General features: G+C 47.9%; 19 protein-coding genes. 4 read left to right on the plus strand and 15 right to left on the minus strand.

Annotation, left to right across the window (positions count from 1 at the left end):
* Nucleotides 1–4 precede the first annotated feature (4 nt).
* The 8 genes from SHK35_RS01730 to SHK35_RS01765 all read right to left on the minus strand — a co-directional run bounded on the left by SHK35_RS01730 (nt 5) and on the right by SHK35_RS01765 (nt 8,587).
* The gene (locus SHK35_RS01730) at nt 5–961 is read right to left on the minus strand and encodes an ABC transporter ATP-binding protein (protein ID WP_318708250.1); all 957 of its coding nucleotides are present in this window, start codon (nt 959–961) and stop codon (nt 5–7) included.
* Between the two features lie 27 nt (nt 962–988).
* Nucleotides 989–1,972 carry an ABC transporter ATP-binding protein gene (locus SHK35_RS01735; RefSeq protein WP_318708252.1) on the minus strand — a complete coding sequence of 328 codons (984 nt, stop codon included), beginning with the start codon at nt 1,970–1,972 and terminating at the stop codon, nt 989–991.
* A gap of 28 nt (nt 1,973–2,000) precedes the next feature.
* A complete protein-coding gene (locus SHK35_RS01740; RefSeq protein WP_318708254.1) occupies nt 2,001–2,897 on the minus strand; it encodes an ABC transporter permease in 897 nt (298 codons plus the stop codon).
* A gap of 11 nt (nt 2,898–2,908) precedes the next feature.
* Entirely contained in the window at nt 2,909–3,859 is a 951-nt protein-coding gene (locus SHK35_RS01745; protein ID WP_318708255.1) for an ABC transporter permease, read from the minus strand.
* A gap of 74 nt (nt 3,860–3,933) precedes the next feature.
* A complete protein-coding gene (locus SHK35_RS01750) occupies nt 3,934–5,565 on the minus strand; it encodes an ABC transporter substrate-binding protein (RefSeq protein ID WP_318708256.1) in 1,632 nt (543 codons plus the stop codon).
* Nucleotides 5,566–5,641: 76 nt separating this feature from the next.
* The gene (locus tag SHK35_RS01755) at nt 5,642–6,856 is read right to left on the minus strand and encodes a CaiB/BaiF CoA transferase family protein (RefSeq protein ID WP_330638148.1); all 1,215 of its coding nucleotides are present in this window, start codon (nt 6,854–6,856) and stop codon (nt 5,642–5,644) included.
* Nucleotides 6,853–7,179 (minus strand): AtuA-related protein, encoded by a 327-nt coding sequence (locus tag SHK35_RS01760; protein WP_318708257.1) that lies wholly within the window; start codon nt 7,177–7,179, stop codon nt 6,853–6,855. Before SHK35_RS01760 ends, SHK35_RS01755 begins: the two co-directional genes overlap by 4 nt.
* 31 nt (nt 7,180–7,210) lie before the next feature.
* A complete protein-coding gene (locus tag SHK35_RS01765; RefSeq protein ID WP_318708258.1) occupies nt 7,211–8,587 on the minus strand; it encodes an acyclic terpene utilization AtuA family protein in 1,377 nt (458 codons plus the stop codon).
* Between the two features lie 226 nt (nt 8,588–8,813).
* On the opposite strand from SHK35_RS01765, the gene SHK35_RS01770 reads away from it, so the two are divergent.
* On the plus strand, nt 8,814–9,836 hold the full coding sequence (locus SHK35_RS01770; protein ID WP_318708259.1) for a LacI family DNA-binding transcriptional regulator: 1,023 nt from the start codon (nt 8,814–8,816) through the stop codon (nt 9,834–9,836).
* Nucleotides 9,837–9,882: 46 nt separating this feature from the next.
* Here SHK35_RS01770 and SHK35_RS01775 read toward each other — a convergent pair whose 3' ends face one another.
* The 5 genes from SHK35_RS01775 to SHK35_RS01795 are packed head-to-tail and all read right to left on the minus strand — an operon-like array spanning nt 9,883 to nt 15,357.
* Complete coding sequence (locus SHK35_RS01775) at nt 9,883–10,374, minus strand: pyridoxamine 5'-phosphate oxidase family protein (RefSeq protein ID WP_318708260.1); 492 nt, start codon at nt 10,372–10,374, stop codon at nt 9,883–9,885.
* On the minus strand, nt 10,364–12,079 hold the full coding sequence (locus tag SHK35_RS01780; RefSeq protein WP_318708261.1) for an O-antigen ligase family protein: 1,716 nt from the start codon (nt 12,077–12,079) through the stop codon (nt 10,364–10,366). Before SHK35_RS01780 ends, SHK35_RS01775 begins: the two co-directional genes overlap by 11 nt.
* A gap of 41 nt (nt 12,080–12,120) precedes the next feature.
* Nucleotides 12,121–13,188, minus strand: a complete 1,068-nt coding sequence (locus SHK35_RS01785) for an AI-2E family transporter (RefSeq protein ID WP_318703440.1) — start codon at nt 13,186–13,188, stop codon at nt 12,121–12,123.
* Between the two features lie 55 nt (nt 13,189–13,243).
* Entirely contained in the window at nt 13,244–13,978 is a 735-nt protein-coding gene (locus SHK35_RS01790; protein WP_318708263.1) for an RluA family pseudouridine synthase, read from the minus strand.
* A complete protein-coding gene (locus tag SHK35_RS01795; protein WP_318708264.1) occupies nt 13,975–15,357 on the minus strand; it encodes an RsmF rRNA methyltransferase first C-terminal domain-containing protein in 1,383 nt (460 codons plus the stop codon). Before SHK35_RS01795 ends, SHK35_RS01790 begins: the two co-directional genes overlap by 4 nt.
* A 217-nt stretch (nt 15,358–15,574) precedes the next feature.
* Between SHK35_RS01795 and SHK35_RS01800 the strand changes: the two genes are divergently transcribed.
* Nucleotides 15,575–17,779 (plus strand): ABC transporter substrate-binding protein, encoded by a 2,205-nt coding sequence (locus tag SHK35_RS01800; RefSeq protein WP_318708265.1) that lies wholly within the window; start codon nt 15,575–15,577, stop codon nt 17,777–17,779.
* A 66-nt stretch (nt 17,780–17,845) separates the two neighbouring features.
* Here SHK35_RS01800 and SHK35_RS01805 read toward each other — a convergent pair whose 3' ends face one another.
* Both SHK35_RS01805 and SHK35_RS01810 read right to left on the minus strand, forming a co-directional pair.
* Nucleotides 17,846–18,538 (minus strand): response regulator transcription factor, encoded by a 693-nt coding sequence (locus SHK35_RS01805; RefSeq protein WP_318703435.1) that lies wholly within the window; start codon nt 18,536–18,538, stop codon nt 17,846–17,848.
* A 31-nt stretch (nt 18,539–18,569) separates the two neighbouring features.
* A complete protein-coding gene (locus SHK35_RS01810) occupies nt 18,570–20,060 on the minus strand; it encodes a sensor histidine kinase (RefSeq protein ID WP_318703434.1) in 1,491 nt (496 codons plus the stop codon).
* Nucleotides 20,061–20,285: 225 nt separating this feature from the next.
* On the opposite strand from SHK35_RS01810, the gene SHK35_RS01815 reads away from it, so the two are divergent.
* The gene (locus SHK35_RS01815; protein WP_318708267.1) at nt 20,286–20,744 is read left to right on the plus strand and encodes a hypothetical protein; all 459 of its coding nucleotides are present in this window, start codon (nt 20,286–20,288) and stop codon (nt 20,742–20,744) included.
* Between the two features lie 15 nt (nt 20,745–20,759).
* Entirely contained in the window at nt 20,760–21,554 is a 795-nt protein-coding gene (locus SHK35_RS01820; protein WP_318708268.1) for a hypothetical protein, read from the plus strand.
* Nucleotides 21,555–21,690: the final 136 nt, after the last annotated feature.

The following is a 21,690-nucleotide window of genomic DNA, read 5'->3' on the forward strand; positions in this document are numbered from 1 at the left end:
GTTTTTACTCATATAAAATGCATGCGGCAAAATGACCCGGCTCCACTTCCTTTAACGGAATATTTTCCTTCTTGCAACGCTCCTTTGCATAAGGACAGCGGCTTGCAAAACGGCACCCTGGCTTTGGCTCTATAGGACTTGTCAGCTCACCGCGCATCACCTGGGCCGAAAGCTTTCGTCCCTCCAGACTGGGCACCGGCACCGCATTCAAAAGTCCCTGAGTATAGGGATGAAAGGGGTTTTCAAAAAGCTCCCTTTTTTTTGCATACTCCACGCACTGCCCCAGATACATCACCATAATTTCATGGCTGATATGCTTCACTACGCTTAGATCATGGGTGATAAATATATAGGTCAGCCCCTTTTGCTCCTGCAGATCCATTAACAGATTCAATATCTGTGCCTGAATTGAAACATCCAGTGCAGAAACAGGTTCATCACAGACGATAAACTCCGGATTCAGTGCAAGCGCCCGGCCAATACCAATTCTCTGCCTGCGCCCTCCATCCAATTCATGGGAAAAGCTTTCTGCATAGCGTGCGCTCAGACCCACGATATCCATAATTTCCCTTACACGTTCCTCATATTCTCTTCTGTTTCTGCAGCTTCTATGCACTTTTAGCGATTCTCCTATCAAATCCCTCACACATTTTCTGGGATCCAGAGAGCCGGAAGGGTCTTGAAAAATCATCTGTACCCTTGTGCGAAACTGCTTCAAATCTTTCCCCTTTAAATTGGTAATATCAGCTCCGTCATACAAAATCTCCCCTTCCGTAGCTTCATGGAGACGTAAGAGCAGACGTCCCAGCGTAGATTTCCCGCAGCCCGATTCTCCTACAACTCCTAATGTATTTCCTCTTTCAATGGCAAAATTAACATCATCTACCGCATGCAGCATTCCCTTTGATGTCTTAAAATATTTTTTCAGTCCCTTTACTTCAATGAATACCTGATTTTCCATAGCATTTATTCCTCTCTGACGACAAAACTACTTGCTTTTTGCCGCACACGCACGACAGCATCTGATAAAGTGTCCCGGAGTCACTTCCTTCATTTCCTGCTTTTTTTTACATTCCTCGGCGGCCATTTTGCAGCGGTCAGCAAATCGGCAGCCTTCAATCTTTTTCGTAGGATCTGCCATCATTCCGTCAATGGCCTCCAATCTGCGGGTCTCCTCCGTAAGCTTAGGAATGGCGTTGAACAGTCCCTTTGTGTACGGATGCAGATATTTTCCTTCAAAAATATCTCTTACCGTTCCATATTCAATAGCCTCTCCGGCATACATTACCATAACCTTTTCACAGGTCTGGGCCACCACCCCAAGATCGTGGGTAATCAGAATCATAGCCGTATTCAGCCTTTTTTGAAGAGCATTGATTAAGCCCAGCATCTGTGCCTGAATGGTCACGTCCAATGCTGTTGTAGGTTCGTCTGCAAGAATCAGCTTTGGCTCGCAGGCCAGAGCCATTGCTATGACAATCCTCTGCTTCATTCCACCGGAAAATTCATGTGGATATTCATTTTTGCGGTTAGCCGGAATGCCTACAAGCTCCATCATTTCATCCACCCGCTCATTCAGCGTAGCGTGATCCGTAGAAACATTGTGCATCCTCAAAACCTCCATGATCTGATCCCCCACTGTCATCACAGGATTTAGAGCAGACATGGGATCCTGGAAAATCATAGACACTGTGCTTCCCCGCAGGTTCCTCAGCTTCTCCTCTCCAAGGTTTCGCATATCATTGCCGTCCAGTAAAATGCTGCCGGACGTAATGGTTCCAATTCCCTCCGGCAAAAGAGAAATGATGCTGAGCGCTGTCGTGGTTTTTCCCGCGCCTGTTTCTCCTACAATGCCAAGTGTTTCTCCATACCCTAAGGATAAGTCTAATCCGTCCACAGCATATACCGTTGCAATTTCTGTATTATATTCTACGCTCAGGTTCTTAATTTCCAATAATTTTTTCTCTGCCATGATACTTTCCTTTCCATATTTCTCTGCCTTATCTTCTCTTGATTCTCTTTTTGCCCCCGAGCGTACCCCTCAGCTTAGGATCCATGGCATCCCGCAATGCGTCTCCCACCATATTAAAGCACAGCACCAGAATCATTATGTAAACACCCGGGGCAATGGCAATGATAGGATTCATGGACAGGTACCTGTAGCCGTCGCTGACCATGCCTCCCAGACTGGGAGTTGGCGGGTTAATGCCCATCCCAAGAAAGCTCAAAGAGGCCTCGCTTAGAATGGCCACACCTAGATTAGAGGTCATCAGCACTATATTTGCAGAAAGGCAGTTTGGCAGAACATGCACTATCGTGTTGCGGACAGCGGATGCCCCGCTTAAAATTCCAGCTGTCACATAATCCGCCTTCCGTATACTCAGCACCTGTCCCCGTGTTACCCGGGCATAATTTGGGATCAGCACGATTCCAATTGCCAGACAAATATTTCCCAGCCCCTGTCCAAAAATAGCGCCCAGAAACATAGACATAATAATCATGGGAATTGCCATCATGGCATCCATCACCCGCATGATAATCGTATCCACAATGCCGCCTGTCATCCCTGCAATCAGTCCCAGTGCCATGCCAAGCATACTGGCAATCAGCACCGCCACAATTCCTACAATAAAGGATACTCTGCTGCCAAAAATCATTCTGCTTAAAACATCTCTGCCATTTCCATCCGTTCCCAGCGGATGAGCAGCTGATGATCCTTGCAGAACGCTCCTTAAATTGTCCTCATTTGGTTCATAAGGTGCAATCAGAGGAGCAAAAACTGCCGCCAGAATCATCAACGCCAAAACAATCATGCAAAGGACAATTGTCCTTCGGGAAAAAAGCACCTTTAGGATTCTTGAATTCTTCCACCTGCTGCTTCTCTTCATTTTTGACATATGCGTTCCTCCTACCTCGTTCTGGGATCAATGATTCCATATAGAATATCAACAATCAAATTGCATAATGCCACAAAAACTGCAATGACAAGCACACCATTTGCCACTACCATATAATCTCTGCTGTTGATAGAGGTAATCATCAGATTACCCAGACCGGGAATCACAAATAAGCTCTCAATCAATACCGTTCCTCCGACCATTCCTCCAAGGCGGTTTCCCATCACTGTCACAATGGGAATCAGGGCGTTTCTCAGCTGATGCTTCGCAATAATAGTCTTCTTATCCACGCCCTTTGCCTTTGCAGTTGTAACATAATCCTGCCGGATCACCTCCAGCATGGAGGATCTGGTCTGACGCATAAACTGTGCCACAACTCCTGCACTCAGCGTCAGTACAGGTAATATCAGATGCTGTATCCACTCGCCTGCGCCATTGCTTATCCCCGTGTATCCAGACGTAGGCAGAATCCCAAGCTGAAGACCAAACACCAGCATCAGCACAATGCCCAGCCAGAAAACAGGCATAGATACACCGATATTGGCAAAGAAAGAAACGATCGTATCAATCCATTTTCCCCGGTTCTGGGCTGCTGCAATTCCAAGCAGAATTCCCGCTACCACCGCTATGATAAAGGCCGGTATCACAACAGAAAGGGTTGTCAGAAAACGAGGGAATATAACCTCTGAAATTTCCCGCTGGTAGCTGATGGAAAGCCCCATTGTCCCGTGGAATAATCCGCTGATCCATTTGAAATATTGGACGATCACCGGCTGATCATACCCATAAAGCTGCGTATAATACGCAATCTGCTCCTCCGTTGCGGACGCTCCCAAAAAATTGGTGACAGCGTCTCCTGGAACCATCTGTATCAGCATAAATACAATCAATGTAACTAAAAAAATGGTAATACAGGACTGTACAATACGCCGGCCTATCATTTTCAATATCTTATTTCTCATCTTCTTCTCCTTTAACAAGCAATCCGGTATATCCAAATGGGGTCAGCCAATTCAGATACACCGGATACCGTCAGTTACTGATCCAGCCAGCAGTCCCACACATTCCAGGCGGACACAAATGCCATAGCAGCCTTATCATCTTTCACATAATCATATTTAAAATACACGCTTCCTCCAATATATAAGGGTCTTCCGAAAAGCGCCAATCCGTTCTCCGCATCATAAATCAGCTCCTGCATATCCTTTGACAAAGCAATCTTTGTCTCTACATCCGTTTCTCCGCGGATCTGCGCCAGCAGATCCATTGCTTCCTGGGGATGCTGGATTCCCTTCGCATAAAACGCTCCGTCCTCATCCAGATGACGGCCCATATAAAGCCCCAGATCAGGAGAAATAGAAGCGAAGTGCAGCATCAATCCTTCCCATGTCCCTGTGCTGTAAAGCTCTGTCTGGGTAGCCACGTCAACCTGGATAATTTCACAGTTAATCCCCACCTCACCCAGCATATTTGCCGCCGATGTCAGGATATCTTTTGAAGACGTTGTACAATAAAGCTTTGTGTCAAATCCATCCGGGTATCCTGCCTCTGCCAGCAGCTCCCGCGCCCTGTCCGGATCATAGGTATAATGATTAATGTCATCATTATACAAAAGAGAACCCTTTGCAGCCCATTGATCTGTGGTTTCCGTAGTGTTAAACATAAAGGCCTCTACCAGCAGATCCACATCGAGAGCATAGCACAGCGCCCTTCTGACCCTTTCATCCGCCCAGGGGGAATCGGGATCCGCACTGTTGGGGATCAGGCCGGTGGCAACAAGGCCCTGACCAGATGTATTTCTCTCCGCCACCACACCGGATAAGGCATTCAATTCCGTTATAAGGGTGGGGTTATTCTGAATCAGCATCATATCGTACTCGCTCGCCTTAAAGGCTGTGGCCATGGTTGTGGGCTCTGCTACAATAGTGATTTCCACCGCGTCCAGATAGGGTTTTCCCTCCTGCCAGTAGTTTTCATTTTTCTCGTATCTATAGAATACATTGTTCTCAAACTCTGTCAGCTGAAACGCACCGGTTCCACAGGTGCTGGATTCCAAAACACTGGGATCCTCCAATGCCGCAGGCGACATATAATAAACGAAGAAGCCGATTGACTCCACGCTGGATGAATTCATTTCGTTGAGCACCATCTTGATATGGGTATCGTCTATAATTTCACAGCTCTTAATATTGCTGGTCTCTGTTCTTGCCGCTTCCTGGTATTCGGCTATGTTTACCGCCACTGCCTCTGCATTAAATTCCATTCCGTCGGCAAATGTTACGCCCTCTCTCAATGTCCAGGTAATGCTGGGTTCCTCCGCATCCACCACCCATTCGGTGGCAAGCCTCGGAATAATGTTCCCCTCTTCGTCAAAATACGTCAGAGATTCATAGGCAGTGTTCAAATACAGCAGCGAGCTATTATCCGTTGCCGTAGGGGTATACCCTGGTGACGCACAGCTATTTGGCGTTGCAAAGCGAAGGGTTCCTCCGTATACAGGCTCACCCTCCTGTACCGTTTCCCCGGCTTCTCCTCCGGCTCCCGCCGTCTCATCGCTTGTGGTTCCCGATGCCTGAGTGTCTTCGCCATTATCGGCGCTTCCGCACCCGGCTGTCACTCCCGCAAGCATGGTTACTGCCAAAACAATCGCTAACAATTTCTTCTTCATCTTTGTCCTCCTTCTCAGTCATCTTATCTGCATCATTCACAGCACTGATTTCATTTTAACCCCAATAAAGCCTGTATCAAATGACATCTTTTTCCTTCAGCTGCTGTATTTCCTGCTCGCTCATCCCAAGACAGCCCTTGAATACAAAAAGATTATCCTCGCCCAGCGTAGGGGAAGGTTTTCTGACAACATTTACTTTTGTTTCTTCCAATTTCACCGGATTCCCGTTTAAAACAATGGGACCCATCACAGGATGTGTGGTATGCACAATCATTTCCCTGTCCTGTGCGATATGTTTATTGTGGAAAATATCCTCCAGGTCAAAAATGGGACCTGCAGGAATCCCTGCCGCCAAAACAATGTCTGTTACCTCCTCCACCGTTTTGGTGCTTGTCCATTCTTCAAAATATTCTTTGATCTCCTCATTGTGCTCCACCCGCAAAGGAACCGTCAGAAATCGTTCATCTGTAATCAGCTCCGGCCTTTGAATGATATCTCTGCAAAATTTTTCATACAGCCTTTGGTTGCCGCAGCCGATCACCACATATCCGTCCTTGGCCTGATACGTATCGTAAGGGGCGATCGCCTCATATGTATTTCCCCGACGCTTTGGCACCTTTCCCGATACAAAATATCTCTGAACCGCCTGTTCCAGGCTCGCCACAACGCAGTCCGTTAAAGCCACATCCACACGCTGTCCTCTTCCGGTAATGTTTCTTGCATTTACTGCAGCCAATACGCCCACCGTCAAATTCAGCCCACCCAGGATATCTCCCATGGCATTGCCCGAACGGGTAGGCGGATCTCCTTTCTGTCCAGTGATACTCATAAGCCCCCCCATTGCCTGAGCGATAATATCATATCCAGGGCGATCCTTATAGCATCCGTAGGAGCCAAATCCGCTGACCGCACCATAAATCAGTCTTGGGTTGATTTTCTTTAAAGCATCATATCCCAATCCCAGCCTGTCCATGACGCCCGGCCTGAAATTTTCAATTAGAATGTCCGCCTTTTCTGCCAGCTTTTTTAAAATTTTTTTACCTTCCTCTGTTTTCATGTTCAGAGTAATCCCGTATTTGTTTCTGTTCAGATTTGAATAGTACAGGCTTTCCCCATTGATATGCGGCGCATATGCCCTTGCATCATCCCCCTTTCCCGGAATTTCCACCTTGATCACCGTAGCTCCCATATCAGCAAGCATTGCTCCGCAGAAGGGTCCGGCGATCACCCTGCACAAATCCAGTACAATCAGATTTTCCAATGCTCCATGCTCTGTCATTTTCCACCTCAAAGTTCCTCTTCATCTACATTGATTTTCATCCGTAAAAAAGCGCTTCCCATAGACTTTCCAAGACTGTCCAGCCTGAGGGAATGGGTGGCGCCTCCGCCAAGGGCATGCTTCATTACAAAGTTGAATCCATCAAGGGAAGGCACCTCATACCTTGTTACCGTCCCCTTTACCATATCCCCAAAATACTTTTTTACCTTCTCCGGCGTCACCTCACGTTCTATAATTTTGTAATACTCTGGTTTTCTGGCAAACACGCATACATTGCTGGTGTCTCCCTTATCTCCGCTTCTTCCATGAGCGATCTGGTTCAAATAAATCTGCATTTTCGTCCTCATTTCTGCGCTGTCTTTCACGCTATTGCTCCTGCCCAACCCTGAGAATATGGCTCTCCAGCTTGACTGCATCTCTTGGAACCAGCGCCGGCCACAGCCCGATTACCTCTTGAACCTTCGGCCTTCCGCCAAAAAAGCTGGCGCCTGGCGGTCCGTTCAGCTGCAGGGGGGCAATCTCCGGCACAAGCTTATACGCCTCTTCCTTTTTCACTGTCCGGACTGCAATTCTTAAAACCACTTCATTTACATCCTTCAGCTTTTTCTCGTCCATATCGGCTACTCCCAGATGCAGGGCGTTTACTCCTATGTAATCGACTCTGACTTCCTCTGCCTGCAGTCCTTTTCTTTTCATTTTCTTTTTGATGATATCTGCTGCATACTGTGCTTTTTCATATGCGTCAGGCCATGCAAAGCTGAGCATTCCCACCACCTTATATCCCGCGTGGTAGCCCATAGATACCTTCAACATCTCAGGCCGCTTCTTTCCCCTGATATTTTTTACCCTCACACGGTTTTCCCCAATCTGTGTTAAGGAAGCCTGACTGATATCCACCGTCACATCCGGCGTAATATAATTTGCCGGATCGTGCACCTCATACAAAAACTGTTCCTTGCAGGATTGCTCGCAGATGATTCCTCCACAGTCCGGCGCCTTGGTAATCACAAAATCGTCCTTCGTTACCTCTGCAATAGGAAATCCAAGCTCATCCATCCTCGGAACGTCCCGCCATCCATAGTCATAATTTCCGCCAGCTCCCTGGCCTCCGCATTCCAACAAATGTCCGGCCATAATGCCTCTTGCCAAATTATTCCAATCATCTGGCTCCCAGCCTAATTCATACATGCAAGGGGCCAGAAACAGTGCGGAATCTGTGGAGCGTCCCGTAATAACCATGTCAGCCCCCTGCTTTAGGCAATCCAAAATGGGTTCATGCCCAAAATAGACATTGGCATTATAAATTTTATCCTTTACCTCCTCAAAGCTGCCTGTATCGTCCATATTGTCAAACGTAACCCCTTGCCGCAGCAGCTCCGGAATCTGTGCTGAAATTTCATCGCCTGTCACATATCCGATTTTCATGTCATAAAGCTTCTGCTCCCTTGCCTGAGCCGCCAGCACGTCCACCATCCCTTTAATGTTCATTCCTCCGGCATTGGTGAGAACCTTAATGTTTTTTTCATATGCCTCCTGGCCACATTCCTTCATCATGCCAATAAAGTCTCCGGCATAACCGGCCTGGGGATTTTTCAGCTTTTGCCTTGCCATAATAGAAAGCGTAAGCTCTGCAAGGTAGTCGCACGCCATATAATTGATATTACTGTGCCTTACCATATGTACGGCGGCATCATTGCTGTCTCCCCAAAAGCCTTGGCCGCCGCCAATTATTACTTTTTCCATTTTTCCTCCTTGTCTCTTTAATTTCACGCATAGACTAGTCAATCGTTTTACTATATCGTTGTACTAATGATATAGCAACATTCAGTTTCTGTCAATTATGCTTTTTTGACATTATTTTTTGTGCTTTTTTGGTCAAAAATCCCATTGCATTTTTAAGTAAAACGTTGTACAATGCTTGGAAATATAATTTTTTTGCATTCATTATTTTATTATTAAAGGGGAAATTATGGTTACCATAAAGACAATTGCAGAAAAGGCCAAGGTCTCTCCCAGCACAGTCTCCATTATTTTAAATGGGAAAGAAAGGGAAAGAAAAATATCGCCTGAAACAGTAAAAAGAGTCCGCCAGATTATAGCGGACTGCGGCTACAAGCCAAACGTGCAGGCCGTAAATCTGCGGACTGCAAGAAACAGCTTTGACTATCGTATTCTGATTTTTTGGATTGCAGATTCCCGGGCGGATTCCATGATCCGTTTCTTTAAAAGTATAGAAGCAGAGATTCTCCATCAGGACTATTCCTGTGAAATCCTGCTTAGTCCCTATAAAGGCGGACACTTAAAAGAAGCAATGGCCGAGGATTTAATCGTATCCTGCCACGGTATCATTATCTGCAATGCCACCGAAGAGGATTTGGAATTTCTGGACAACTCTTCCTTTCCAAGGCCCATTGTTCTTTATAACCGTTATTCTAAAAAATACTCTGCAGTTACGATGGACGACAGAACCATAGGCACTATACCAGCCGATATTCTCGCTTCACACGGCGCCAGGAAACCAGCCATTATCTCAAGTCCCATCACCTTCAACGGTATGCTGCTGCGCATTAATCTTTTCTCCTATATCTGCATGGAGCACGGTATGCGGGAGCCTTGGATTTATTATAACGAAAATTCTAAGCGCGGCGGCTATGAAGCCACGCAACGGCTTTTACGGGAGCATCCTGATGTGGATTCTATCTTCTTTCTGGGCGATACACTGGCGTTAGGGTCTCTTCGGGCATTTTATGAAAGCAAAATACAAATACCTTCGCAATTAAAGTTTATTGCCGTTGGCAACAGCGTACTGGATCAATGTGAAGTGAGCTATCCTTCTGTTTCCATTGTCTACCTCCCCATTGAAGACGTAGCTGTGGAGTGTCTCCATTGCCTATACCGGCTGATGAACCATCAGGAAACAGAGAGGCAGTCCATCAGCCTTCCTGTGACCTACATTCCACGGGAAAGCTGTCCTGGGCTGAAGCCTACATAAGAAAGAGATGAAGCAGCTAAAGGAAAGCTGGAATATGACAGCATGCTTATCCTTTTTCCCTTACCAGCTCAATACACTCCTTCCCCGTGATATGCTCCACTGTCATTTCCAGCATACACAAGGGCTTCCAGTCCTTTTCAATGTAAGCCTCCCTGTTCTGCCGTGTATCCTTCGGCGCATACTTAAGGGCCAGCTTTTCAATGGCCCTTCGCTTCTCATCGTCCTCCTCCAAGATGCGGATGGTTCCAAAGACGATCACACTGCGGAACAATGTGGTGTATTTCTCGGGAAGCACCTGATCCTGCCCGATCACACAAAAGGACGCCTTGGGATTTCTCCTGACCGCATCCAGCTTATGTCCGCTTTTGGCACAGTGAAAATAAAGCCTGTCCCCGTCGTAAACATAGCTGATGGGCACGGCATAAGGGTAATCCTCATCGCCGGACAGGGCAAGCACGCCGGAGGTTCCCTCATCTAAAATCCGGCGGCTTTCCTCCATGGATAACTGCTGTTTTTTTCTTCTCATTTCACGAAACATTTTCTTTCCTCCTCTGATAAGCCTCCCCTATCCCAAAAATTACAAACATAGTGGATACGTTCATAGCCTGCTGGAAGCTGAACATATTGTTTACGGTGTAGGCCAGCAGGCAGAAGCCCGCTGCGGCTGTTATGTAGTTTCTATCCCTTTGTCTGATATATCTGACTATGGCGCTGACAATCATGCCCACATAGGCTGTAGCTCCCGTCACGCCCGTGTTTACCAGAACCGTAAGCCATTCGTTATGGGCGTTTGTAAGTCTGGCCTCCCCAAACCGTTCCCTCACCAAGGAAAGCAGCTCTTCGCTCCCGTTTCCATACAGGTAGGCCGCCATACAGTCCGGTCCCACTCCAATCAGCCTGTGCAGAAAATCCTGTTCCAAAAAGCACATAAGTCCCGCTTTCCAGGTGGCTCCCCTGTTGCTGCCCCAGGCGGGGGAGAAGGTAAAAGCGCTGGTCTGAGACAGCGGCCCGATGCAGCCGGGATAAAGAGTATTCACACAAATCAATGCACCGATGACCGCCGCCAAAAGAAGAATCCCGATGCACAGCCCCCGGGCCAGTCCCACTGCCAGTCTCTCCGGATAATCCTTCTTCTTTCTTATCCAGACAATGCCCAGATAGCCAAGCGCCGACACTGCTGTCATAACTATGGGCAGAGGGCTTCCTGTCAAAAGCTCCGAAACTGTGTCGGAATAGGTCATGCTCTCAGGAAATATCCGGCGTATACAAAAAATGATAAGACAGACGGCAGAAAAAAGCAGCAAAATCAGCCAAAGCTGCTGCATTCTCTCCCCCTTTGGCGCGGAAAGCCACAAAAGCACAAGCACCACTGCTGCCAGCGACACGATACCGCTGCTGCTGCCCTGGGTGGCCAGGGTTGCAAACCCTGCCGCCACATATGCGCCAAACAAAGCCCTCTGCCAGGGCTTTTGGGCCGCCTGCTGCCACAGCAGGAACACGCCTCCGAAGAACACTGAGACCAGATACCCGCAGTACCAGTTGATATTTCCTATGGTAGAGATAAACTGAACGTTTTTCACCTGCATATCCAGTGGATAAATGCCGAAGCGGTTTAGAAAGCCCAAAAGAAATACCACCCCGGACACCGGGAAAACCAGAAAAAACAACTCCTTTCTGGGGTTCCACAGTCTGGACAGGAAAAAATAAATGCAAAGCAGCGCAAGCTGGGGATACAATCCCATAAACCACCAATCCTCACCCCACAGGGCAGTGTCCCGATACCGGGAGCAGGCGTAGGAGACAAGCAGGACAATCCCGTATAAAAGAGCGAATCCATCTGTCAGGGACAGGCTCTTTTTCAGGCCTTTCCAAAGACCTTCCCCCTCTTGCTCTGTCTCGTTCTTTTTTGCTCTGCCCCTTTGGAGGCATTCTATCAGCGAAGCTGCCAGATAACACAAAAGAAGGGGAAAAAGCAGCCTTCCGGCCATAACGCTGACCTGATTAAAAAAGGTGGATTTGTCCGTTCCGATATGAGAATAGCCCTCCTCCTGATAAAAGGGCAGCACACCCAGTATCAAAAGGATATAAAGGCAGAGAATATAATGAATTACCTGCTGGAAAAATTTCTTTACGGAAAGGGCTGCTGACTCTGTTTCCCTGGACTTACGGATAAGACGGCTCATAATTTCCTCCGTTGTTGTTTTATCGTCCTGGAAGCTGTTTTTCCCGGACGCTTCTATCATAGCCCATTCCCCTTCTTTCGTCAAATTTTGCAGGTGTGTTTCTACTCCCGGGTAAGTACGCCCTCCTTTGCCTCCATTCTCCTTCGAATGCTCAGATAAGTCTGGTAAATCAAAATAAATCCAAGAGGGCCCTTGATGATTCCCCAAATGCCAAAGAGACCGATTCCAGCATACAGGGAGATCAGCACCGCAATGGGCGTTACCCCGATACGCTTTCCAATCAGCCGGGGTTCCAGAAATTCCCTTAAAAATATGCAGACCACATAAAGCGCGATGCAAAGAGCCGCCCTGCCAAAGCTTCCGTAAAAAAGCTGGAGCAGCGCCAGGGGAATCAGCACAATTCCCGTTCCCACAAAGGGGAGCGCGTCCAGAATGCCCGCCAAAAGCCCCCAGAGCACTCCATGGCGGACGCCCCCGATTCCAAGACCCAGAGCGCACACCGCCCCGATCACGCTCATGATAATCACCTGGGCTTTCACAAAGGTGGCAATATACCGGATAATGCCGCAGATCACCTCCAACAGCACATGGCATTCCTCCCTGTCCAGCAGCCGGTTCATGATGTCATCATAATCCTTGGCCAACAGCACCGCCGCAATGAGAAAGGTCATCAAAAATCCACCCACAGCCCCCGCAGCCTTCACATACTCCCAGGACTGGGACAGCATTCCCGGCACAGTTTCCAGCTGAAAATAGTCGATTCCCTCCTGGATGCGGCTTAAAATCGTGTCCTCCAGATAAACGCTGTCCACACCGATCATACCGCCCACCGTCTCGCAAATTCTGTGCACAATCACCTGAAGCTCTCCATACAAAGCGTCCAGCCCGTCAATCCAGCCCGGCAGGCTCCCCACAATCCAGGAAAACAAAATCCAGATTAATGACACTAAAATTGCACCTGCCACCAGCAGAAGAATAATTGCGCCAATTTGTCTGTGGATATGCAGTTTTTCCTGCATTTTTTTCATAGTGGGCCCAAAAATTGTGACAAAAAGCATGGCTGTCAGAACCGGAGCCACCAAGGGGGTGATATACTCCAGAAAAAAATATACGGCTCCCGTCAAAAGAAGCAGCAGCACCACTTTATTGTTCTTCCATCTGCTTAACATACCATATTGCCCCTTCACCTTTTTCTAAGGATTAGTATGGTATTTTTCCCCGGAATTATAAGCTGCCCTTGGGATCCGTTTCTATTTCAAAAAAAGAAAAGGCCTTGGCGCCAGGCCTGATCTGAAAGTGCATAGGTCTTTTGGTCACCGGATGGCGCAGGCTGATATCAAAGGCGCAGAGGGCAGCGCTTCCAATGCCCAGTTTCTCCGCCGCCTGAAACGACTCTTCATTTCCATATTTCACATCTCCCAAAAGGGGCATCCCGGCATGGGCCATCTGGGCCCGTATCTGATGAAAGCGTCCTGTTTCAATGGAAATTTCCGCCAGAGAAAGCCGGCAATCTCCAAATGCTATTTTCTGGCAAATACGATAATGCAAAACCGCCCGCCTGGCCTCTTTAAAATGGGAATCTGCAGGAGACAAAATCTGCGCCCTTTGATTTTTGTCCTTATACAAATAATCCACCAATTCCCCCTGGTCATTAGGCGGTTGTCCACAGACCACGGCATAATAACGCTTTTTCAGCTCTCCCCTGGCAAGCTGGCTTGTAAGGGCCGCCGCAGCCTCCTTGGTTTTGGCAAAAACCAAAAGCCCCTCCACAGGCTGATCCAGCCGGTGGATGATTCCCAGATAGGGCTCATCCTTCCCTTTCCTTCCTCTGTCCGCCAAAGCATTTTTCAGCTCGCTTACCACGTCCGGCTTTCCGATGGCGGCAGTCTGAACTGCAAGCCCTGAGGGCTTTCTCACAATCAGCAATGCCTGGTCCTGATAAAGAATCTCTGTTTTCATTTTCTAAGCCCCTTGGGATAATGATTTTTCATAATGCCTCCTGCAAGCTTTCCCCAGCCCATGCTGCAGCCGTCCACACAGATCAGATACCAGCCCTTTTCCCCCGACGCCGGAAAGGTCTGTCCGCTTAAATAAGCCCTTGCCTGAGGATCCTCTGCATCCAGGTTCCACACATGAACGGCCTCCCCGGGGAGCAGGGCCAGAGCCAGGGCATGGGAGGGCTCAAAGCGGTTCTTTTTTAAGGTTCCCAGATGCAGTCCGGGCCTGAGAACCTTAAGCCCCTTAAGGCTTGGCAGCTCCCCGGGCGCAAGATAAAGCTGATCTCCGAATTTCAAATACTTCCCGGAAAAAGACCATTTCAAAAATTCTCTCTGAAAGGCCGTCCACTCCCCAAGCTCCCTCTCCGGCAAGCCCTTTTCCAGACCGTTTCTCCCCTCCGGGCGCAGTCCTTCCTCCAGTTCTCCCGCCTTTTTTAGAAGGGCGGCAAAATGCCCCTCTCCTTTCACATGATGGGGCCACAGGCGCAAAGTGCCCTCCAGTCCCGGAACCGGGTTTTCAATCCACTGGGGCCTCCCCTGGCAGGCCGTCGCCTTTTGGGCCCCCTGGCAAAACCGTTCCTGATCCACCGGCACAATGGAAAATTCCGGATGCCTCTTTAAAAATCGGCTCACACTTCCCTCGTTTTCCAGGGGTGCAAAGGTGCAGGTGGAATAGACCATCCTGCCCCCAGGCCGAAGCATTTCAGCGGCCTGTTCCAGAATCTCATCCTGACGGTGGGCACAGCGCTCCACGTTCTCCGGGCTCCACTCCGCGCAGGCCTCCTCATTTTTTCGAAACATACCTTCCCCCGAACAGGGAGCGTCCACCAAAATGGCGTCAAAATATCCGGGGAATAGCTTTGAGAGCGTCTCCGGGGCTTCGTTGGTGACACAAGCATTCTTCACGCCCATTCTTTCTATATTTTCCGACAAAATTCTGGCTCTGGCAGGATGAATCTCATTGCACACCAAAAGGCCCTTTCCTTTAAGACAGGCAGCCAGCTGTGTGCTTTTTCCTCCGGGAGCAGCGCACAAATCAAGCACCCTCTCCCCCGGCTGCAGTGCAAGAAGGGGTGCAGGCGCCATGGCGCTGGGCTCCTGAATGTAATAGGCCCCGGCCTCATGGAGGGGATGCTTCCCCGGCTGATCCTCTTTTTCATAATAATAGCCTCCCTCTGCCCAGGGGACAGGCGTTAAGTGAAAGGGAAGACTCTCCCCCTTCACCTTTCCCAGGTTCACACGCAGAGCCTGACAGCTTTCCTGTGTAAGGTTTTTTACAAACACCTCATATTCCTCTCCAAGCAAACCCTTCATTCTATCCAAAAAAGGCTGGGGCAGCATAGCTTCATCCTCCCTATTACTTTGTCTGGCTAAAAGCTGACAGCATCTTTATAGGGATTATACCACATTCATTTTCTGTCTGCACCAGAATATAGTTGCGAAGCGCTCCATCCTTCCTTATACTATAATTACAAAAGTAACATGGTCCGTTTACGGCGGATTGGAGGATTAAGATTTCTGATTACAAAGCCGCTCACGCGGCAGAATGAGAGGAAATATGAAAAAAAGACTTTTAGGCAGCTGTCTTTTCCTTTTGCTTTTCTGTCTCACCGGCTGTGGCCAAAAGGGGGAGGATAGCTCCCCTTCGGACAACGCCCCAGCAAAGCCCTCCGGCATTCTGGTTCCCACTGCAGAATTTGTACAGGTGAAAGCACCCTTTGACCCCATCAATGCTTATTGCTGGGTGGAGGATACTTTAATATACCGGGAATACCTTACTCCAGAAGGGTCGGAAAATATGCAGTCTTTTCTGCAGCAAGCCCCAATAGACGCGGGCACACAGCCTGCGGTTTTGAAGCAGACAGACGCGTCAGAGGAATATCTCTATCTGTTTTTCACCGACAGGGATGATAATTTGTACCTGTTTGGCATGCGTCTGTCCGATGAAAGCCTTTATCTGCAGAAGCAAAGCGCTGCTGGGAAAATTCTTTACTGTAATTATTTTCCCACCTCAACCCTACAGGTTCCCTCTCCGGCCTATCTGACCAAGGGCTTTGCGGATTCTGGCGGAAATGTCCTTTTGCTGGACCAAAGCAATGGCATGGGTTATTTTTTCAACACTGCCGGGGAGTATATAGGCGCCTCCCCCACAGAGCTTTCCCAGGGGGAGCTTGTCACAGGGCAGGACGGAGCATCCTATCTGTGGCAGCAGGATTACCAAAGCGTAGATGATATCATGCTTTTGCAGAGGGCTGACATGGAAAGAGGCTATTTCGGTGCAGTAGAAACCAGGAAAATGACGGATTTTCTGGATGCTCCCCTCGGCGCTTATGCCCTTTTCAGCGGCTACGAGCAAGGAATTCTGCTCTCCACCAGCCGCAGTCTTTGGCGTTACGACCCCGAAAGCAGCCAGGGGGAGCTGCTCCTTGACTGGCAGGACGCCAATATCAATATAGACGGCTCCTGTGTGGAGGGTATCCGTTTTGCAGACTGGCAGAGTTCTGATCTTGCAGATCTTGAAGTGCTTTTGTATGATTGGCGCTCCTCTGTGGCGGAAAGTGCCAGAATTGTTTATGTGGATCAGGCTTACCTTCCGCAGAAGCAGACTGTGCTTCTCGGCGTTTCGCCCTATGCGGACATGGATCGCTTAGTGCTTGGCTTTAACAGAAACAGCAAGGAATACAGTGTGGAGCTTATCACCTATGACATCGGCATGTTGGAGGAAGCCATGATGTACGGCAGCGGGCAGATTCCGGATCTTTTAGATATTCAATGGATTACCCCCGAGCTTTTGGCGGGAAAGGGGCTTTTGGAGGATTTGGAGCCTTATTTCCAGGACAGTGATACGGTGTCAAAGGAGGATCTGCTGCCCGCTGTCTGGGAGGCGGGCTTTGTGGGGGATCGTTTCTGCGGCGCTGTGGTCAGCTTCAGTATTCATACTCTGGACTGCCGGGCGGAAAATCTCTCTGCACAGGGCTGGACAGCGGAGGATTTTTTTGCCCTGGAAGAGGACTATCCGGAAAGCCGTCCATTGGAATACTATCAATATTCCAATGTATTCCGGATTCTCACCACAGCCTGCCTGGACGACTTTATTGATTGGGAGGAGAAAACCTGCAGCTTTGACAGTGAGGAATTTATCCGTCTGCTGGAGCAGATGGGAACCCTGCACCTGCAGGATTCTGATCAAATCAACTACCCAGAAGTCACTTACCTGGACGATGAAATAAACGCCTTTACCTCCGGGGAATTTTTGATACGGTTTGCCTACTATTCCTCCCCCTACGACTACCACACCACCGCCGCAAAATATCAAGGTCAGGCAAAAAGTGTAGGCTATCCCACCACCGACGGCAGTCCCTTTCATGTGCTGAACCCCAGACAGCAGCTCGCCATTTACAGCAATTCCCAGTGCAAGGACGGCGCCTGGGCTTTTATAGAATACCTCTTATCAGAAGCGGAGCAGAGCTGGTACGGGGAAAGCGGCCGTGGCTTCCCGGTGAGAAAGGACTGCTTTGAGGCGTATCTGGACAAGCCCTTTGTCCAGAGGGCCCAATATATGGGGGATGCTGTCACCCAACAGGAAAAGGACGCTCTTGGGTTTATGACAGAGCATATGTATGTAAGTCAGAGCATAAACAATAGGGTGATCAGCGAGGTTTTGTTTGAAGAAATAGACGCCTTTCTTTCCGGAGACAAAACAGCCCCAGAGGCTGCAGAAATCATCCAGAACCGGGTACAGCTCTATTTCAATGAAATGTAAAAAGGACTGAAAAACACAGCGAAAAGAAGGCCGCGCAGCTTTCCCATTCTGCGCGGCACAAAGCATTTACACCTTAAAGCGGTAGCCCACCCCCCAGATGGTTTCAATATACTGGGGCTTTGCGGTGTCCTTCTCAATTTTTTCCCGGATTTTTTTGATATGGACGGTGACGGTGGCAATGTCTCCGATAGAATCCATATCCCAGATTTCCCGAAACAGCTCTTCCTTGGTAAACACATGATTGGGATTTTCCGCAAGGAAGGTCAAAAGGTCGAATTCCTTGGTGGTAAAGGTTTTTTCCACCCCGTCCACGTAAACCCGTCTCGCTGTCTTGTCGATGCGGATTCCCCTGATCTCCACAATATCATTCTGGGGCTTTTGGTTGGCCCCCACCAGGCGCTCATACCGGGCCAGATGCGCCTTCACCCGGGCCACCAGCTCACTTGGGCTGAAGGGCTTTGTCATATAGTCGTCTGCTCCCAGTCCCAGTCCCCTGATCTTATCAATATCATCCTTCTTGGCAGACACCATGAGAATAGGAATATTTTTTTCTTCTCTGATTTTCTTGCACACCTCAAAGCCATCTATTCCGGGAAGCATCAGATCCAGAACCACCAGATCATAGTCACCGCTTAATGCGGTCTTAAGGCCCTCGTCCCCTGTGTTGCAGATGTCCACCTGAAAATCGCTAAGCTCCAGATAGTCCTTTTCCAAATCTGCAATTGCTACTTCATCCTCGATAATTAAAATTTTGCTCATACTTTACCTCATTTCTGCGCTGCTTTGCGCCTTATGCCACTGTTTCCTGGGGCTGCAGCTCAATGTACTTTCGCAGCACAAAGTGCATACAGGTCCCCTCCCCCTCCTTACTGGTCGCCCAGATATATCCGCCGTGATCCTCAATGATTTTCTTTACAATGGAAAGCCCAATGCCGCTTCCCCCCTGAGCGGAATTACGGGAAGCATCCGTCCGGTAAAAGCGTTCAAAAATTTTCTGCAGGTCCTTCTGGGCAATCCCCTTGCCATTGTCCTCAATTTCCACCCGGATGGAATCCACCTCATCCAGAATGCGGATATCTATTTCACCGTGACGCTTATCCATATATTTCACACTGTTGCTGATAATATTATTGATTACCTTTTTCATCTGCTCCGGATCTGCAATGACCATGGTGGAGGGATCCGCCATATTGGAATAATTCAGCTCAATATTTTTGGACTCCAAATCCAGTCCGATCTCCTCCACACAATCCCCAAAATAATCCGCCACGTTGATACGGCGAAAATTATAGGGAATGCGGTTGTTGTCAATTCCAGAATAAAGGGTCAGCTCATTGATCAGCTTATCCATATCGTTGGCCTTGTTGTAAATGGTTTTAATATACTTATCCATTTTCTCCGGGGTATCCGCAACGCCGTCCATAATGCCCTCCACATAGCCCTTGATAGCCGTGATGGGTGTTTTCAGATCATGGGAAATATTGCTGACCAGCTCTTTGTTCTGCTCCTCATGCTGGTGGTTTTCCTCCGTGGACTCCTTCAGGCGCAGCCGCATATCCTCATAATTGCGGTAAAGGTCCCCGATCTCTCCCTTGGCGTCCGTCTGAAGGGCATAATCAAAATTGCCCTCCTTGATTTTGCGCATAGCAATATTCAACTCGTCAATGGGATTAAATACCCCCTTTTGTATCCACTGCGTGAGCATCATGCTGGTGAACACCAAAATCAGCAGTATGGCGATAAACATATCAATCAGCAGCTGTCTTGAGATCAGAGCATTCACCTTGGTCACCACAAAAACGCTGCCCTCTGTTCCATCGGAAAAGGTAAAATCAATCTGCTTTACATATTTTTCCAGTTCATTATAGTAAACTCCGGAATCCTCGCTCAGCTCTCCCTCACCGTAATCCGGCAGCTTCTGAAAAATGAGCCTTGCGGCGGCTTCATTGCCCGTATAATAAATCTCATCTCCCTTTCTCACCAGAAGATAAGTGGATTTTCGGGAAACCTCCGAATTTATCATCTCCAGATACTCTTTGTCCTCAAACTTGGAAGGATCCTCTTCGGCCTGCTCCAAAAGCACATAGTAAGCTTCATCCGTGGTATTGACAAAGGCCTCCATGCCTTCTGACATCATGGAATAGTCAAAGGCCTCCAGGGAAAAGCCCTGGTTCATGTTCATAAGATAAATCCCGATGGTAATAAAAGCAATGGCTGTCAGCACCAGCGGAAGCATTATAATTGTGATAAAGGTTACCCGCAGACGAGTTTTAAATTTCATGTGATCTTCCTTTCCAGGCACCCTACGGCAAAACAAATTTCTCCAAAGCAAATTTATTATATCACATTCTTTTCTTCAATGTGTAAAAACAGGGGAATTTTATCATAAAAAAAATCTTAAAAAATGAAGGCTTGAAACAGGATTTTGTGGACAGACGGAGCGTGAGGGGTTATGCTTAAAATAAAGGAAAATGTACTTTATAAGCAGAGGACAGGAGGGGGAACAATGCAGGTCAGCAACATTTATAGTGCAGAGCACAGATATCAGGCAGCCGGAAATTCACGGGCATCTGAAGAGACGGTATATGTAGGCGCAGTGACAGAAGCAGCATCAGAGGACGAAGGCATATTTCTTGGCTTAACTATGATTCCCGAAGAAGGCAGCTCCGTGGTTTATGGAATGAGGGCAATGCTTTCAGAGGAGTCAACTCCGGATAAACCCATTGTTCAGATTATTTCTAATCTGGACGGCAAAAAAGAGGTTTATAACATTGATATCAGTCGGGTTGATCCTCAAAATGCCACAAGAATGGAAATGTTTGCGCTATGCTCTTATGAAGATAAATACGGAACGGGAACCGGCAGCACATTTGGCTCCTTTAAAACCTTGCAGATTTATGAAGAAACCGCAAAGCAGAATGGCTGCACGAAGCAGATTGATGTAAGCATTTCCGCCTGGGAATAATTCAGGACAGAAAAAGTGGATTGGGTTGAGCAGACAGAAATGGTGTGCAATATTCTGAAAGAATGTGCCGATGCGAAAGCGTTGGATCTTTTTTCAAAGGGCAAAAAGCTTCTAACTATGTATGAGCGGTATTCTGACACGGCAGCGCAAACAGAAATCAGCTCACAATATCTAAATGTAACGGAATGCTCTGTGTGCTCTTTTCCTGATTCCGGAATTTCTTTTTATTACAATCACTCTACCGGTGTGTTGGAATGTGTTGATGATACCAATAATCAGCCGGGACGGCAAATTTTGTGGAGCAAACAGCTTTCCGAGGAGGCTTATGACAGCTGTGAGCCATTGTTTGAAAGACAAAAAGGTGAGCGGAATTGGATTTATAAGTATGAAGCATATCTGGCACACGAGGACTTCTGGGATATGTATTTAAACCACGAATTTGACATAGAAGCATTCAGAAATGCAGATATGCTTTTAACTGATAACAGTCTGTTTGATCAGCTTTTTGAGAACAGTCCCAAATCCGTGAGGACAGCATGGGAAAATGCGCTTATGACAGTTGGCAGTGTATTTTCAAAGAACACAGACGGCAATGTTACTTATTTTTCTGAACTTTATAAGCAGATATTTCTTAACACAATAGCAGGAAAGGACTTTGCCGTACTGGGAACCACAGTAGAAAGCGCAGTTGAATATGCGCAAAAAGCCATTGAGAATCTGAGCAGTCCAATGGGACATAACAATGCTGTAAATCGTATGCGCGATAAAGAGAGGCAGTTTTATAACGAATTTCTTAACAACTTGTTGTAAGCTGTACCTTTCATATTTAAAATCAGAAGCCGGAGCGTTACACTCTATGAAACATTTTTCCTTACTTATCTTAATGACAGCACTTTTTCTTGGCATAACAGGCTGTACAAAACAAGAGGAAGAAGCCCCTTCTCCG

Origin of the sequence: Candidatus Acetatifactor stercoripullorum, from assembly GCF_944382095.1 — a bacterium.
Lineage (GTDB): Bacteria > Bacillota > Clostridia > Lachnospirales > Lachnospiraceae > Acetatifactor > Acetatifactor stercoripullorum.

Excerpts from the sequence above, each read along its gene's own strand:
- SHK35_RS01750 (WP_318708256.1), bottom strand. The coding sequence starts at position 5,565 with ATGAAGAAGAAATTGTTAGCGATTGTTTTGGCAGTAACCATGCTTGCG.
- SHK35_RS01735 (WP_318708252.1), bottom strand. The coding sequence starts at position 1,972 with ATGGCAGAGAAAAAATTATTGGAAATTAAGAACCTGAGCGTAGAATAT.
- SHK35_RS01800 (WP_318708265.1), top strand. The coding sequence starts at position 15,575 with ATGAAAAAAAGACTTTTAGGCAGCTGTCTTTTCCTTTTGCTTTTCTGT.
- SHK35_RS01780 (WP_318708261.1), bottom strand. The coding sequence starts at position 12,079 with ATGATAGAAGCGTCCGGGAAAAACAGCTTCCAGGACGATAAAACAACA.
- SHK35_RS01760 (WP_318708257.1), bottom strand. The coding sequence starts at position 7,179 with ATGCAGATTTATTTGAACCAGATCGCTCATGGAAGAAGCGGAGATAAG.
- SHK35_RS01775 (WP_318708260.1), bottom strand. The coding sequence starts at position 10,374 with ATGTTTCGTGAAATGAGAAGAAAAAAACAGCAGTTATCCATGGAGGAA.
- SHK35_RS01740 (WP_318708254.1), bottom strand. The coding sequence starts at position 2,897 with ATGTCAAAAATGAAGAGAAGCAGCAGGTGGAAGAATTCAAGAATCCTA.
- SHK35_RS01815 (WP_318708267.1), top strand. The coding sequence starts at position 20,286 with ATGCAGGTCAGCAACATTTATAGTGCAGAGCACAGATATCAGGCAGCC.
- SHK35_RS01810 (WP_318703434.1), bottom strand. The coding sequence starts at position 20,060 with ATGAAATTTAAAACTCGTCTGCGGGTAACCTTTATCACAATTATAATG.
- SHK35_RS01745 (WP_318708255.1), bottom strand. The coding sequence starts at position 3,859 with ATGAGAAATAAGATATTGAAAATGATAGGCCGGCGTATTGTACAGTCC.
- SHK35_RS01795 (WP_318708264.1), bottom strand. The coding sequence starts at position 15,357 with ATGCTGCCCCAGCCTTTTTTGGATAGAATGAAGGGTTTGCTTGGAGAG.
- SHK35_RS01790 (WP_318708263.1), bottom strand. The coding sequence starts at position 13,978 with ATGAAAACAGAGATTCTTTATCAGGACCAGGCATTGCTGATTGTGAGA.
- SHK35_RS01765 (WP_318708258.1), bottom strand. The coding sequence starts at position 8,587 with ATGGAAAAAGTAATAATTGGCGGCGGCCAAGGCTTTTGGGGAGACAGC.
- SHK35_RS01730 (WP_318708250.1), bottom strand. The coding sequence starts at position 961 with ATGGAAAATCAGGTATTCATTGAAGTAAAGGGACTGAAAAAATATTTT.
- SHK35_RS01805 (WP_318703435.1), bottom strand. The coding sequence starts at position 18,538 with ATGAGCAAAATTTTAATTATCGAGGATGAAGTAGCAATTGCAGATTTG.
- SHK35_RS01785 (WP_318703440.1), bottom strand. The coding sequence starts at position 13,188 with ATGTTAAGCAGATGGAAGAACAATAAAGTGGTGCTGCTGCTTCTTTTG.
- SHK35_RS01770 (WP_318708259.1), top strand. The coding sequence starts at position 8,814 with ATGGTTACCATAAAGACAATTGCAGAAAAGGCCAAGGTCTCTCCCAGC.